The organism is Microbacterium memoriense (assembly GCF_025398275.1).
GTDB lineage: Bacteria > Actinomycetota > Actinomycetes > Actinomycetales > Microbacteriaceae > Microbacterium > Microbacterium memoriense.
The window spans coordinates 92,148-106,968 of the sequence record NZ_JAODOR010000004.1 but is presented as its reverse complement, the minus strand read 5'-3'; the positions used below and the strand labels follow the sequence as shown (position 1 = coordinate 106,968).

Here is a 14,821-nt window from a genome sequence, read left to right as displayed (position 1 = left end):
GATGTGGCGTTCTGCGAACGGAGCGCTCACGCCTCGCCGCCCGTGAGCGCGACGTAGGCGTCGCGATCCATCAGACCGTCGATGTCCGCGGCATCCACACGCACCTTGATGAGCCAGCCCTCGCCGAACGCGGAGGCGTTCACGAGCGACGGGTCATCGACCACGGCGTCGTTGATCTCGATGACCTCACCGGTCAACGGTGCATAGAGCTCGCCGACCGACTTGGTGGATTCGATCTCACCGCAGACATCGCCCGCGCTCACGCTCGTGCCGACAGCCGGCAGCTCGACGAAGACGACATCGCCGAGCTTGTCGGCGGCGTAATCGGTCACCCCGATCGTCGCGACGTCACCCTCGAGGGCGATCCATTCGTGCTCGTCGGTGTAATGGAGCGAGGTCAGGTCGGTCATGTCGTCCTCCGGTAGAAAGGCAGTGCGGTCACAGTGGCGGGGATGCGGGTTCCCCGCACATCCAGGAAGAGTTCGGTGCCCACGGCGGCGTGCTCGGGGGCGACGTAGGCCATGGCGATGGGATAGCCCAGGGTGGGGCTGAGCGCGCCAGAGGTGATCTCACCGACGGGAGTGCCCGCGGCATCCACCACGGCATAGCCTGCGCGGCCGGCGCGGCGGCCCTCGGCAACGAGGCCCACCAGGACGGGAAGTCCGTCGGGGGCCGCAACGAGAGCGTCTTTGCCGATGAAGTCGTCCTTGTCCATCGCGACGACGCGGCCGAGTCCCGCTTGCGCGGGCAGGGTCGCGGTCGACAGCTCGTGACCGTGGAGCGGCATCCCCGCTTCCAGACGCAAGGTGTCGCGGGAGGCGAGGCCCGCCGGCACAAGTCCGAGCGGCGCGCCGGCGACAAGGAGGGCGTCCCACAACGCGGGTGCGAGGGCGTTCGGCACCATGAGCTCGAATCCGTCTTCACCGGTGTAGCCGGTGCGGGCGACGAAGAGGTCCTCGCCTGCGTAGCTGCCACCGAGCCAGGCGTAGTAGCCGAGGTCGCCGATGCCGTCGACGTCGACATCCGCCGTCGCCGCGACGATCTGCTGCGCGAGCGGACCTTGGACGGCGATCAGCGACATCTCATCGGTGAGGTCGGCGACGGTGACGTCACCGACGAAGCGGCCCAGCGCGGCGGCCACGAGCGTCCGGTTGCCGGCGTTCGAGATGATGAGGAAGTCCTCCTCGCCGCGGCGATAGACGATGACATCGTCGACGATGCCGCCCTCGTCGTCCAGCAGCAGGGAGTACTTCGCCTTGCCGACCTTCATGGTCGAGATCCGACCGGCGAGCATGCCGTCCAGAACCGCGCCGGCACCGGCGCCGATCACCGTGAACTCGGCCATGTGGGAGATGTCGAACAGGCCCGCCGCGGTACGGACGGCGTGATGCTCGGCGAGGTCCGATGTGTAGCGGACGGGCATCGACCAGCCGCCGAAGTCCGTGAGCGATGCACCGAGCGCGGCGTGGCGGTCGGCGAGCGGGGTGGAGCGAAGATCTGACACGAGTTCTCCCGGGATCGGGCGGGCGGACGCCGAGGACTCGGCATCCGTGAACTCCCCCTCTGTCATAGGCCTGAGAGCTTCACCCGCGTGAACGCGGGCTTTCACCGTCGGCGGATGCCGAAGCATCGCTTTTCAGAGCGGCCGGACGTGAGCGGTACGCGGACCTGAGAGATTGGCGGGGAGGCTTGCTCCTTCGGTGCCCGTCACCGTCCACGAGGGTCGGATGCCGGAGCTCTCCCGCACACGTCATGCGGCCTGTCTTCAGTTGCCCTGCCAGCATAGCGCCCGCTCAGCGCACGCACTGCCCCGATGCGACAGGCTCCGACCCGCTATCGACGCCCGCCAACGCGGGGCGCAGCTCCTCCGTCGTCATGGCGTAGCCCCGGCCCTCGCCTTCCGCGCCGCGCGCGAAGACGACACCGATGACGGCACCGTCGCCGGAAAGGAGCGGGCCTCCGGAGTTACCGGGCTGGACGTCGGCGTCGAGGGCATAGACCTGCCGCGGCGCGATGGATGTGTCGTAGATGTCGGGCACCGGGACCGGTCCGACCGAGAGCACGCCGGCCGTGCCGCTGCGGAAGGGTCCGCCGAGCGGGTAGCCCTGATAGGCCGCTTGCGTGCCGGGCACCGCGGGATCGGCGATGCGGAGGGGGTCGGCGTCGAGGCCGTCGACGGCGATGACGGCGAGGTCGTCGATCGGGTCGAAGTAGACGATCCGCCCCTCCGTGACCCAACCGCCGGGAAGTTCCACGATCGGGCTGCCGACACCGGCGACGACATGCGCGTTCGTGACGACGAGATCGTCGGCCGCGACGAAACCCGAGCCCGTCATTGTGGCACCGCACGCATATGCGGTGCCGCTGATGCGCGCGACCGAGGCGGATGCCGTCTGTAGCTCGGGGTCGTCGAGAGCGATCGCGGGTCCTTCGGGAGTGACGATCGTACCGATGACGGCTTCGAGGCGGGGCAGCCCGTCCTCGATGAGCGCGCTGCGCGCGGCGGCGAGCGCGTCGTCGACGGGAGTGGGGGTGATCGAGTCGAGGAAGCCGATGACGCGAGACGACGCGATGGCCGCCGAGATCCCCGGGAGTCCGGCGGTGCTGAGCCCGGAGGCGATCATGAGCAACGCGAGAGCTGTGGCGACCAGGCTCGTCGCTCCCCCGAGGAAACGTTCGAGGCCCCGCAACGGTGTGCGATCGACGCCGCGCCGCACGGCAGCACCGATTCCCGCGCCGATCGCGGTGACCATCAGCACGATCGCGATCGCGAGACCGGCCAGAGCCGCCGTGCGCCAGCTGCCCGCCGGAACAAGATCCGAGATGACCGGTGTCGCAAGGGGCACGAGCCACAGGGCCGCAGCCGCCCCCGCCACCAGGCCCACGACGGTGCCGAGGCTCGCGAAGAAGCCGCGCGCGATCCCGGTCACGAACGCGATCAGGAGTGCGGCGGCCGCGATGATGTCGATGACGAGCACGAGGACCTCCCCCGATCACGCTAGCAATCGCGGAGACGCCGATTCTGAGCGGATGCCCCACTTTGCCCTTCGGGTCAATATGACTCTAAGATGGACCCGAGGTTATGGTCATGATGACACAAACAGATTCGCCCACGGATGAGATCCGGGTCGCCGTCTCGACGGTGATCTTCAGCCTGCGCCGCGAGCGCGCGGGGGAACCGGCCCGTGTTGTCCTGCCACTTGTGCGCCGGACCCGCGACCCCCACGAAGGCCAGTGGGCTCTCCCCGGCGGCTGGCTCAATGCCACCGAGAACCTGGAGCCCGCGGCATCCCGCACCCTCGCCGAAACGACGGGGCTCGTCCCGAGCTTCCTCGAGCAGCTCTACGCCTTCGGCGACACCGGCCGCTCCCCCGCCCGCACGATCTCGATCGTCTACTGGGCGCTCGTGCGCGAAGACACGACCCTGGCGACCGAGCTGGAGAACGTCGCCTGGTTCGACGCCGTCACGCTTCCGCAACTCGCGTTCGACCACAACGACATCGTCGATTACGCCCTCTGGCGCGTCCGCAACAAGGTCGGCTACAGCCGCATCGCGCACGGGCTGCTGCCGGAGCTGTTCACCCTGGCCGAGCTCCGCGAAGTGTACGAAGCGCTCCTCGGCCGGACTCTCGATCCCGCGAATTTCCGCCGCCAAGTCGAGAACTCCGAGACCCTCATCCCCACCGAAGACTTCCGCACCGGCCCGCACCGCCCGGCGCGGCTCTACCGCTACGACCAGGACGTCGAGCTGGCCGACCGCGGCCCTCTCCCGCACTCCTCACTCGCCCTCCGCTAGATAAGGCACGGACATGACCGCCATGAACATCACGCTGCACCCCCGGCCGTTGGACGCGAGCGTCGATCACAGCATCCAAGCCATCGTCACCGGCACCGGTCCGGGCGAGACGTGCACTACCGATCTCGCCGCGGGACCGTGGGATTTCGACGCGCGCCCCGGTTACGGCCCCGGGTCGTCGATGGGCGACGTGATCCCCACGGGCGCACCCCGGCAGGGCGAGCTGCCCGCCGAATATCGCGAAGCATCCGAAGCGGAGCTCGCCGACCGCGTCCGCGCGGCCAAAGCCTCTCTCGGCGACCGCGTCGTCGTCCTCGGTCACTTCTATCAGCGCGAAGAGGTGGTCCTGCACGCCGACTACGTCGGTGATTCGTTCCAGCTCGCGAACGCGGCGCTGGAACACCCGAATGCCGAAGCAATCGTCTTCTGCGGGGTCCACTTCATGGCCGAGACGGCCGATCTCCTCTCCCGGCCCGAGCAGGCCGTGATCCTTCCGAACCTCGCGGCGGGCTGCTCGATGGCCGACATGGCCTCGATCGACGAGGTCGAAGAATGCTGGGAGCAACTGGCCGAGGTCTACGGCGACCTGGACACGCCGGATGCCGACGGCCTCGTCCCGGTGATCCCGGTGACGTATATGAACTCGTCCGCCGCGATCAAGGGATTCGTCGGACGCCACGGCGGTATCGTCTGCACCTCGTCCAACGCCCGCACGGTGCTCGAGTGGGCCTTCGCGCGCGGCCGCCGCGTGCTGTTCTTCCCCGATCAGCACCTCGGACGCAACACGGCCAAAGCGATGGGCGTGCCGCTTGAGCAGATGCCGATGTGGAACCCCCGGAAGAGCCTGGGCGGATCGGACCAACACGCTTTGGCCGATGCCCGGGTGATCCTGTGGCACGGGTTCTGCTCCGTGCACCGGCGGTTCACGGTCGACCAGATCGACAACGCCCGCGCCGAACACCCCGGCATTCGCGTCATCGTGCACCCCGAGTGTCCGATGGATGTCGTGGATGCCGCGGACGAGGCCGGATCGACGGACTACATCCGCAGGGCGATCGCGGCCGCCACGGAGCCGACAACGTTCGCGATCGGCACGGAGATCAACCTCGTGCAGCGGTTGGCGGCCGAGCACCCTCAGCATGAGATCTTCTGCCTCGACCCGGTGGTGTGCCCGTGCTCGACGATGTACCGCATCCACCCGGGCTACCTCGCCTGGGTGTTGGAGGCGCTCGTCGCCGGAGAGGTGCTCAACCGCATCACGGTGCCGGACGATGTCGCAGGGCCTGCGCGTCTCGCGCTCGAGCGGATGCTGGCGGCCAAGCCGTGACCGTCCCGCACGTCGTCGTCGTCGGCTCGGGCATCGCCGGACTGCTCACGGCGCTCCACGCCGTCGCGACCGGGTGTCGCGTCACGCTCGTCACCAAGGACGTCCTCGAACACGCGAACACCCGCTACGCGCAAGGCGGGATCGCCGGCGTCATGTTCGACGACGATCGAGCCGAAGACCACGTCCGTGACACTCTGATCGCCGGCGCCGGATTGAGCGATCCCGACGCGGTCCGTGTGCTGGTCGAGGAAGGCCCCGATCGCATTCGCGAGCTCGTCGCCCTCGGTGTCGCCTTCGACCGCGAGAGCGACGGCGCATACGTCAAGGGGCTCGAAGCGGCGCATTCCTACCCGCGCATCCTCCACGCCGGCGGGGACGCGACCGGCACCGCGATCGAGAGGGCGCTCGTCGCTCGCCTGCGCGCGAGCGGCGCGGAGGTGATCGAACACGCCTTCCTGATCGACCTGGCCACCGCCTCCAGGCCCGTCGGCGAAGCCCCCGGGTATCAACCCCGCATCACCGGGGTCCACCTACTGATCGGCGAGGCGCCCGGAGCCTCCGGCATCCGCCGCACCGTCGACGCCGATGCCGTGGTGCTCGCGACGGGAGGCGCCGGTCAGCTGTTCGCACACACCACCAATCCGCCGGTCGCGACCGGTGACGGCATCGCCGCGGCCCTCCGCGCGGGTGCGGACGTCACCGACCTGGAGTTCGTCCAGTTCCACCCGACGGTGCTCGCCCTCGGCGAGGCGTTTCTCGTGTCCGAAGCCGTGCGTGGCGAAGGCGCGGTCCTGCGCGATGACGAGGGCCGCCGGTTCATGCTCGACATCCACCCGGATGCCGAGCTCGCGCCGCGAGACATCGTCGCGCGCGCGATCGCCGGAACCATGGAGCACCAGGATGGCCGTCCGGTTCTGCTGGACGCGACGGGCCTGCGCCCCACGCGGAAGCAGACGACCTCGTTCCTCGCCCGGCGCTTCCCGACGATCGACGCGGCTGTCCGGGCGCGCGGGCTCGATTGGGCGCGGGAGCCGATCCCGGTGACACCGGCCGCGCATTATCTGATGGGTGGGGTGGTGACGGATCTCTTCGGACGCACGTCGATGCCCGGACTCTATGCGGTCGGCGAAGTCGCCCGCACCGGGGTGCACGGAGCGAACCGACTGGCCTCCAATTCGCTGCTCGAAGGCGCCGTCTTCGGCGCGCGAGCGGGTGATGTGATCGCGTCAGATTTCAGTTCTGGCACCTGGGCGCTCGCAGCATCCCCCGTCACGCAGCGACCCGCCGCCGCCACGCCCGGTGCCGCACGCCCTTTCACGCGGACGGCGTTGCAGGAACTCCTGTGGGAGGACGCCGGGCTCGTCCGTGACGCCGACGGCCTTGCCCGCGCTGCCTCGGTGCTGGCGGCCTGGCGAGCGCAGCCGCAGCCGACGGAGACCGAGGCCCAGCTCGAGGATGCGAACCTCCTGCTCGTGGCCGACGTCCTCGTCGCCGCGGCCCAGGCGCGAAGCGGATCGATCGGCGCCCACCACCGCCGCGATGCCACCGCCTCGCCCACCCCCGCCCCGACCCGGGCCCCGACCCCGGACCGAATTCAGTCTCCACGGGACGAAAAAGCCGACAGTCCGCCGGAATCGATCGTTCCATCGGACGTTTTCCTGAATACGGACCGCGCTAGGGAGATGACCGCATGCTGAGTCGCGCCCATATCGACCGCGTCGTCGGTGCTGCCCTCGAAGAAGACGCTCCCTGGGGCGATCTGACAAGCCAGTATCTGATCCCCGCGTCAGCGACCGCGACCGCGGACCTCGTCGCCCGCGAAGCCGGTGTCTTCAGTGGCGGCGACGTCTTCGCCGCCGCATTCGCGCTCACCGACCCGCAGATCGAGGTCACGCTGCGGGTCGGTGACGGCGATGCCTTCGAGCCGGGCACCGTGCTCGCCGCCGTGTCGGGGCCCGCACGCGGCGTGCTGCAGGCCGAGCGAATCGGGCTGAACTTCGTCCAGCGCATGAGCGGCATCGCCACTCTCACCGCCCGCTACGTCGCCGAAGTCGCCGGCACGGATGCCCGCATCGCCGACACGCGCAAGACCACTCCCGGACTCCGCGCCTTCGAACGCGCCGCCGTGCGCGCCGGCGGAGGACGCAATCACCGCTTCTCGCTGTCCGACACCGTCATGGCCAAGGACAACCACCTTGCCGTCCTCACGGCGGACGGGACCGACCTGACCGAAGCGCTCCGCGCGGCGATCTCCCGCCTGCCCCACACAACCCATGTCGAAGTCGAGGTCGACCGGATCGACCAGATCGAGCCGGTGCTCGCGGCCGGGATCGGCACCATCATGCTCGACAACTTCTCGCTCGACGATCTCCGCGACGGTGTCGCGCAGGTTGCCGGGCGCGCAACCGTCGAGGCATCCGGCGGGGTGTCGCTGGAGACGGTCCGCGCGATCGCGGAGACCGGCGTCGACGTGATCTCGGTCGGCGCGCTCACCCACTCCGCGCGCGCGCTCGACCTCGGACTCGACGTGCGGGTCGACCCCGCCTGATGCTCTACCTCGACCATGCCGCCACGACCCCGGTCCGCCCGGAGGCGCTCGCGGCGATGTTGCCGTACCTGACGGATCGGTTCGGCAACCCCTCAAGCCACCACACGGTCGGCGAGGCGGCGGCCGCCGCCTTGGAAGATGCCCGACGGCGCGTCGCGACGGTTCTCGGCATGCGCGCTGGGGATATCGTGTTCACGGCCGGGGGCACGGAGGCCGACAATCTCGCGATCAAGGGAATGGCGATCGGGGCGGCACTCCGGCGCGGCACGCCCGTACACCTCATCACGACGCCGATCGAGCACGAGGCCGTGCTCGCGTCCTGCGAATACCTCGAGCGCGTCCACGGCTACGCGGTCACCCGCGTACCGGTCGACGGTGACGGCCGGGTCGATCCGGATGCTGTGGCCGCAGCGATCCGTCCCGACACCGCGCTTGTCACGATCGGGTACGCGAACAACGAGATCGGTACCGTGCAGGATGTCGCGGCGCTCGCTCGGGTGACAGCCGCGGGCGGCGTCCCGCTCCACCTCGATGCCGTGCAAGCCGCCGGCTGGCTGCCACTTCAAGGAACCGGCGCTGATGCGCTGTCGATCGCCGGTCACAAGATCGGCGCCCCGCAAGGCACCGGCGTGCTTGCCGTCCGTGGGCGGCTCCCCCTCGAGCCGCTCCTGCACGGCGGCGGACAAGAGCGCGACCGCCGCAGCGGCACCGAGAACGTCGCGGGCGCGATCGCGTTCGCCACGGCATTGGAGCTCGCCGAGGCGGAACGCGCCGAAGCCGCGACGTACGTGGCCGCCCTGAGTGACGACTTCATCACCCGCGTCCTCGCCCAGGTACCCACGGCCCGGCTCACCGGGCATCCCATCCACCGGCTCCCCGGCACCGCGAGCTTCACGTTCGCCGGGACGAGCGGCGAGGCCGTGCTGCTCGAGTTGGAACGCCGCGGTGTGGTTTCGTCCAGCGGGTCGGCGTGCGCCGCCGGCAGCGATGAGCCGTCGCACGTGCTGCTCGCGCTCGGGATCCCGCCGGAGGTCGCACAGACGTCCGTCCGTTTCAGCTTCGGGCACGCGCTTCGCGGCGACCTCAGCCCGGTGGCCGATGCCGTCGCCGCAGCCGTCGCCACCGTGGGCGGCTGACCTGTCCTGACGCGCACATCACGGTCACGATTGGTCGCATCACCGGCATCCCAGCGACCAATCCTGCCCCCTATGCCCTCACAAGATCCCCATGGTCAGGGCCGGTGGGCCGCCGGTGGATCGACGAGCCCATCGTCCGTCGGCTCGAGCACCGGGAGGGCGCCCGTGTCGCTCAGCTCCGCTGTGAGGAGGAGCGCCGCATCCTGACCCGCCGCGCCGGCCGGCTCACGGTCGGCCCGACGCTCGGGATGGTCCCGGGGTCCGGCCGCGGCGTCGATGCCCTCGATCTGGGCGGCCGCCATCTGCTGCGCGGCGAGCTCCGCGTACAGCCCTCCGCGCGCGAGCAGTTCGGTGTGCGTCCCGGATTCCACGATGAGCCCCGCCTCGATGACATGGATCACGTCGGCGCCGATGACGGTCGAGAGCCGATGCGCGATCGACAGGGTCGTCCGTCCGCGGGCGGCGTTGTCGAGCGCTTCCTGGACGACGCGCTCCGACACCGTGTCCAGCGCACTCGTCGCCTCGTCCAGCAACAGCACAGGAGGGTCCTTGAGCAGCACCCGCGCGATTGCGATCCGTTGCTTTTCGCCACCCGACAGGCGATAGCCACGCTCACCCACGACGGTGTCGTAGCCGTGCTCGAACCCCGCGATGATGTGGTGGATGTTGGCTGCGGTGCACGCGACTTCGAGTTCGGCATCCGTCGCGTCGGGCTTGGCGTAGCGGAGGTTTTCGCGGATCGTCGCGTGGAAGAGATAGGTCTCCTGAGAGACGATCCCGACATGGTCGACGATCGACTCTTGCGTCAGGTCGCGCACGTCGGAGCCGCTGAACATGACAGCTCCCCCCGAGGCCTCGTACAAACGCGGGGCGAGGTAGAGGATCGTGGTCTTTCCCGCCCCCGAGGGCCCGACGAACGCGACGTGCTGCCCGTGTTCGGCGACGAAGGAAACGCCGCCCAGAGTCGGACGCGCCGTGGGGGCGGCATCCGGATACCGGAACACGACATCGCGGAACTCGATCTGGCCCACCGGCCCCGGAGCCACGGCGACCGTGATCGCTCCGGGGCGATCGATGATGGCCGGCTTCAGGTCGAGGTACTCGAAGATGCGCGCGAACAGTGCCCGCGACGTCTGCAGATCCAGCGCGACGCGCATGAGCGACATCAGCGGCATGAGCAGTCGCGCCTGCACCGTCGTGAACGCGACGACTGTGCCCGCCGTGATCGTGTCGCTCCCGCCGGCGATGAGGTACCCCGACACGAGGTAGATGACGGCCGGGACAGAGGCCATCATCACCTGCACGACGGCGAAGAATCCTTGACCGCTCATCGCGCGCTGCACCTGCAACCGCACTTGATTCGTGTTCTCCTCGCGGTAACGGGCCGACTCGGTGCGCTGCCGGTTGAACGCTTTCGACAGCAGGATGCCGGAGACGCTGAGCGTCTCCTGCGTGATCGAAGTCAGCTCCGACAGCGATTCCTGGGTCTGCCCGGCGATCCGGGCCCGCACTTGGCCGACACGGCGCTGGACGAAGATCAGGATCGGCATCATGAACACCGCGATCAGCGTCAGTCGCCAGTCGATGAGCACCATCGCGACGAGCGCCGAGACGACCGTCACGATGTTGCCGAGGATGCTGGTGACCGTGTTCGTGAGCACTCCTGAGACGCCGCCGACATCGTTCTGCAGGCGCGACTGGATCACTCCGGTCTTGGTGCGGGTGAAAAAGCCCAGCTCCATCGCCTGCAGGTGTTCGAAGAGCTTGACGCGGAGATCGCCGGTGACCGCGTTCCCCACCGTCGACGTGAACCACGTCTGCGCGACGCCGAGCACGGCCGACAGCAGGAAGAGGCCGATCATGGCGGCGACGAGCCGCACCAGCAGGGCGAGATCGGGAGCGCCCCCGTCGACCGGGAAGAGTGCATCGTCGAAGACACGCTGGACGATGAGCGGCGGAATCACGCCGAGGCTCGCGCCGGCGATGACGAGGATGCCGGTGATGATGATCCGGCCGATATACGGCCGGAACAGGGCGATCACTCGGGCGCCGAGATCGGGAATGTCGGGCGCCTCGGCGTTCAGCTTCTTCTGCGCAGCTTCGTCGACGCCGCGGAACCCGCCGCCCATGGGGCGACCGCCGCCCATTCCGCCCATTGCCATGCGGGTCAGCTTAGGCGCGTCTCACGACGCTGCGGTCGTCGCGGCGACCGCAGCGTGGTCAGCCGAGTCCGGCGATGAGGTTGATCACGGTGGCGAGGATCACAGCGCCGAAGAGGTACGCGAGCATCGTCTGCGCGATCACGACGCGTCGGAGCGCGGTCGTCGAGACGTCGGTGTCGGCGACCTGATAGGTCATCCCCAGCCCGACGGAGAAGTAGGCGAAGTCGACGTAACACGGGTCGTGATCCTGATGGAAGTCGATTCCCCCGACCGGCTCGCTGAAATACACGTGCGCGTAGCGGAGCATGTAGTCGACCTGGATGAGCGCCCACGACGCGACGACCGCGACGACTGCGACGGCGGCGAGCAGCGACGCGCGGAACGAGTCGACGTCGCGGGTCTGGATGAGCACGACCGCGGCGGCGCTGAGGCTCGCGATGCTGCCGACGACCGCGATGCCGCGGGCGATCGATCGGCCCGGGTCCTCGCCCGTCGCGTGCGCCCGCGTCGCAGGCCCGTCCATCGACCAGGTGACCGTCAGGATCCACACGACGCTCACGAGACAGAGCGCCGACCATCCGGCCAGCAGCCCCGCCGCAAGGCCCAGCCCCGGTGAGACGAACACCGCCATCGCCACGCCGGCAAGGGCGCTCACGAGACCCCGCACCCACGCTGTCGTCCGCATATCCCCGATCGTGCCACCGAACGAGGGCGGACAGATGACCCACACCGACCGCACATCCGATCACACCGGCGACGACTGACACGACACTCCCGTGGGGTGGCCGTTCACGAGAATCTTCGGTCATCCGGGAATGCCCGGCCGCGCCTGAGAGTTGTGGGTGAGGTTCGCCCGGCTGTCCGCGGCGCGCTCCCCTGCTTGCACGTCACCGAGGAGACCCGCATGACCGCGCCCGCCAACATCACGACCGCTCCGCCGGGGAACACGATCACCCCCGAGCAGAACCGCGTCATCTGGCTTCTTCTCATCGCCGCTTTCGTCGCGATCCTCAACGAGACGACGATGGGGGTCGCGATCCCCCACCTGATCACCGATCTCGGCATCACCGCGGTGGCCGCACAGTGGCTGACGACCGCTTTCATGCTCACGATGGCCGTCGTCATTCCGACCACGGGGTTCTTGCTCCGCCGCTTCACGACGCGCACGATGTTCGGTGCTGCGATGAGCTTGTTCACACTGGGGACCCTGGTGGCCCTCATCGCGCCCGGTTTCGAGGTCCTCATCGTCGGCCGTGTCATCCAGGCATCCGGCACCGCGATCGTCATGCCTCTGCTCATGACGACCCTCATGACCGTCGTCCCGCCGCACCTGCGCGGACGGATGATGGGGCGCGTCAGCGTCGTGATCTCCCTCGCCCCGGCGATCGGTCCGACCATGGCCGGGCTCGTGCTCGACAACCTCACGTGGCGCTGGATCTTCGGTATCGTGCTCCCGATCGCGATCGCGGCGCTGCTGATCGGTGTGCGATGGATCCCGAACATCGGCGAACAGACCCACGCCCCGATCGACGTCCCCTCCGTCATCCTGTCGGCGCTGGGTTTCGGTGGACTCGTCTTCGGGCTCACGCAGATCGGCGGCGGACACGGCACAGCGGCAGAGGCCGCGGCATCCACCACAACGCTCGTCGTCGCCCTCGCCATCGGCGCGGTCGCACTGGGACTGTTCGCGTGGCGCCAGGTCGTGCTGCAGAAGAAGGACGATGCGCTGCTGGACCTGCGCATCTTCCGGTCGGGCAACTTCTCGCTGTCGGTCGCGCACTTCGCCGTGATGTCGCTGGCGTTCTTCGGCGTGATCACGGCGCTTCCCCTCTACCTGCAGGGGACGCTCGGCCTCTCGGCGAGCCAATCGGGATTGGCCGTCCTGCCCGGCGCTTTGGCCATGGGCCTGCTCGGTCCGGTCATCGGGCGCATCTATGACCGTCACGGCACGCGCGTGCTGCTTCTGCCCGGGACGATCCTCGTGCTCGCGGTGCTGTGGTCGTTCACGATGCTCACCGAATCGACGCCGGTGTGGATGATCGTGATCGCCCAGACGGTGCTCTCGATCGGCCTCGCGATGTCGTTCACGCCGCTGTTCACGGCATCGCTCGGCTCGCTCGAACCGCGCTTCTACTCGTACGGCAGCGCGACCGTGTCGACCGTGCAACAGGTCGCCGGCGCCGCCGGTATCGCCGTACTCATCTCGGTGATGTCGTCGGTGAGCGCCGCCGCGGTCGAGTCGGGTGCCCCCGAGGCGGCGGCCGGCGCCGAAGGCGCACGCACCGCGTTCCTGCTGGCCGCGATCATCGGGATGCCGCTGCTGATCAGCGCGTTCCTGATCCGCAAGCCTGCGGATTCGCCGGACGGCCTGCCCGCCGCGCACTGAGGTGCCGGCGGCGGTGCGCCGTCAGGTCAGTTGGAGCTGCAGCATCCCCCGCCGCAGCACGACTCACCCTCTTCGGCGACGACGAGCAGATTCTTCTCGTCCGGGACGGGCTGAAGTGTGGGCGCGGGGAGGTTCGAGGTAGCCATTCCTCCATCGTAGACCTCGAGTGCGCGGCCGGACGGGTCAGTCCCAGTCGAGGTAATCCTCGATGAACCACGACGTTTCGCCCGGATGCGTGAGCACGAACAGGTGCCCGGCACCCTCGACCGACTTCACGCTGACGAGGGCCGGTGCGGAAGCCTGCAGGGCGAACCCGTTGTCGGCGGGCGTGATCTCATCGGCCGAACCCTGGATGACGAGGGTCGGCGTGTCGGGTGCGATCGTCGCCCACTCCGGCGTCGGCGTCGACAGAAGTGCTGCCACCTGACGTTCTTCGAGGGCGGCATCCGGCGCGTAATCCTCACCGAAGACGGCAGTCAACGCGGCGGAGCGATCGACGGTGGTTCCTGCTTCGACGCCCAGGAGCAGGATGCCGTTGACGCGGTCGTGGTGATCGAGAGCGACCGTGCGGGCCACTGCGCCGCCGAACGCGTGCCCGCCGATCCAGGCATCCCCGATGCCCAGCTCAGTCAGGACATCGACGACGTCGTGCGCGAGGTCATGCATCGTGGCGGTGCCGGCGGAGCGGGATCCGATCCGCACGACCCGGAAATCCTCTTCGACGAGAATGCTCGCGAGCGTGCCGAGGTACGCGAAATCGAGTCCGGCGGCCGGCAAGAGAACGACCGCGGGGCCGGAGCCCTCGTCGATGTAGGCGACGGCACGGCCGTCCGGTTCGAAGGTCTGGCGCTCCTGCGTCACTATCCCGGTCTCCCTGTCACCTGGCGGCCGACGGCGACTCGCGCCGGCCGTGCCAGTCTACCGAGGGCGCCCGAACGAGACGCCGAGCGTCTCCGCGGTCTGCAGGTGATCTTGGGGAGACGGGAACGGGCGCCGCTGCGCATCGGTCGTTCGCGTATCGTGGACGCGTGCCGTCAACCCCCGAGGAGTCCGCGTGAAGCTCGCCGATCTGCAGCGTTTCGTGGCTCTGCACGCGGCGGGGCTCCACTTTCCGCGCGCGGCCGCCGCGCTCGGTGTGTCGCTGACCGCGCTGTACGCCTCGATCGAGCGACTCGAGACCGCGGTCGGGCACGAGCTCATCGACCGTGACCGCACACCCTGGGCTCTGACCGCGGCGGGAACACTGCTGCTCGACGAAGCCCGCCACCGCATCGCGGATGCCCCCGTGACCGCCACCACGCCGAAGAAGACCGGCGGAGGCAAGGCGAAGGCATCCAAGGGTGTCGGCCGCGCGCCGATCGTGAAGGGCGAACCGAAGCCCTACAAGAAGCGTCAGGGTCGCTGAGTCCCCTTCCCGCCGTCGCGGTGGCTCAGTCGTATGGCGCCTGGGTCGGGTGTGCCCGCAT

At 69.1% G+C, this 14,821-nt stretch carries 13 protein-coding genes and 2 riboswitches; of the genes, 7 read left to right on the top strand and 6 right to left on the bottom strand.

Going from position 1 to position 14,821, the window contains the following annotated elements; translation table 11 throughout:
* Window positions 1-26: 26 nt before the first annotated feature.
* The 3 genes from gcvH to N4R40_RS03215 form a co-directional block, all read right to left on the bottom strand.
* Window positions 27-410: a glycine cleavage system protein GcvH gene (gene gcvH, locus N4R40_RS03225; RefSeq protein WP_261605923.1), complete on the bottom strand. Its 384-nt coding sequence runs from the start codon at window positions 408-410 to the stop codon at window positions 27-29.
* Window positions 407-1,504, bottom strand: coding sequence for a glycine cleavage system aminomethyltransferase GcvT (gene gcvT, locus N4R40_RS03220; protein WP_261606210.1), 1,098 nt, complete (start codon window positions 1,502-1,504; stop codon window positions 407-409). The genes gcvH and gcvT overlap by 4 nt, the downstream gene beginning before the upstream one ends.
* 52 nt (window positions 1,505-1,556) lie before the next feature.
* A riboswitch (glycine riboswitch) is annotated at window positions 1,557-1,645 on the bottom strand.
* Between the two features lies 1 nt (window position 1,646).
* Window positions 1,647-1,754: riboswitch (glycine riboswitch) on the bottom strand.
* Between the two features lie 39 nt (window positions 1,755-1,793).
* Window positions 1,794-2,978, bottom strand: a complete 1,185-nt coding sequence (locus N4R40_RS03215) for a MarP family serine protease (RefSeq protein WP_261605922.1) — start codon at window positions 2,976-2,978, stop codon at window positions 1,794-1,796.
* Between the two features lie 113 nt (window positions 2,979-3,091).
* On the opposite strand from N4R40_RS03215, the gene N4R40_RS03210 reads away from it, so the two are divergent.
* Genes N4R40_RS03210 through N4R40_RS03190 form a run of 5 tightly spaced genes read left to right on the top strand, consistent with a single transcriptional unit; the run spans window position 3,092 to window position 8,807 of the window.
* Window positions 3,092-3,796 carry an NUDIX hydrolase gene (locus tag N4R40_RS03210; protein WP_261606209.1) on the top strand — a complete coding sequence of 235 codons (705 nt, stop codon included), beginning with the start codon at window positions 3,092-3,094 and terminating at the stop codon, window positions 3,794-3,796.
* Window positions 3,797-3,809: 13 nt separating this feature from the next.
* Window positions 3,810-5,123 carry a quinolinate synthase NadA gene (gene nadA, locus N4R40_RS03205; protein WP_261605921.1) on the top strand — a complete coding sequence of 438 codons (1,314 nt, stop codon included), beginning with the start codon at window positions 3,810-3,812 and terminating at the stop codon, window positions 5,121-5,123.
* A complete protein-coding gene (gene nadB, locus N4R40_RS03200) occupies window positions 5,120-6,820 on the top strand; it encodes an L-aspartate oxidase (protein ID WP_261605920.1) in 1,701 nt (566 codons plus the stop codon). The genes nadA and nadB overlap by 4 nt, the downstream gene beginning before the upstream one ends.
* Window positions 6,814-7,671 (top strand): carboxylating nicotinate-nucleotide diphosphorylase, encoded by an 858-nt coding sequence (gene nadC / locus N4R40_RS03195; RefSeq protein WP_261605919.1) that lies wholly within the window; start codon window positions 6,814-6,816, stop codon window positions 7,669-7,671. Before nadB ends, nadC begins: the two co-directional genes overlap by 7 nt.
* On the top strand, window positions 7,671-8,807 hold the full coding sequence (locus N4R40_RS03190) for a cysteine desulfurase family protein (RefSeq protein WP_261605918.1): 1,137 nt from the start codon (window positions 7,671-7,673) through the stop codon (window positions 8,805-8,807). Before nadC ends, N4R40_RS03190 begins: the two co-directional genes overlap by 1 nt.
* A 95-nt stretch (window positions 8,808-8,902) precedes the next feature.
* Here N4R40_RS03190 and N4R40_RS03185 read toward each other — a convergent pair whose 3' ends face one another.
* Together N4R40_RS03185 and N4R40_RS03180 are read right to left on the bottom strand one after the other, a co-directional pair.
* Window positions 8,903-10,963, bottom strand: coding sequence for an ABC transporter ATP-binding protein (locus N4R40_RS03185; RefSeq protein WP_261606208.1), 2,061 nt, complete (start codon window positions 10,961-10,963; stop codon window positions 8,903-8,905).
* Between the two features lie 64 nt (window positions 10,964-11,027).
* Complete coding sequence (locus N4R40_RS03180) at window positions 11,028-11,654, bottom strand: DUF1345 domain-containing protein (RefSeq protein ID WP_261605917.1); 627 nt, start codon at window positions 11,652-11,654, stop codon at window positions 11,028-11,030.
* A 219-nt stretch (window positions 11,655-11,873) separates the two neighbouring features.
* Between N4R40_RS03180 and N4R40_RS03175 the strand changes: the two genes are divergently transcribed.
* On the top strand, window positions 11,874-13,355 hold the full coding sequence (locus N4R40_RS03175; protein ID WP_261605916.1) for a DHA2 family efflux MFS transporter permease subunit: 1,482 nt from the start codon (window positions 11,874-11,876) through the stop codon (window positions 13,353-13,355).
* A 183-nt stretch (window positions 13,356-13,538) separates the two neighbouring features.
* Here the strand turns inward: N4R40_RS03175 and N4R40_RS03170 are convergent, their stop codons facing one another.
* On the bottom strand, window positions 13,539-14,216 hold the full coding sequence (locus N4R40_RS03170; RefSeq protein ID WP_261605915.1) for an alpha/beta fold hydrolase: 678 nt from the start codon (window positions 14,214-14,216) through the stop codon (window positions 13,539-13,541).
* 193 nt (window positions 14,217-14,409) lie between these two features.
* Between N4R40_RS03170 and N4R40_RS03165 the strand changes: the two genes are divergently transcribed.
* Window positions 14,410-14,760 (top strand): LysR family transcriptional regulator, encoded by a 351-nt coding sequence (locus tag N4R40_RS03165; protein ID WP_261605914.1) that lies wholly within the window; start codon window positions 14,410-14,412, stop codon window positions 14,758-14,760.
* Window positions 14,761-14,821: the final 61 nt, after the last annotated feature.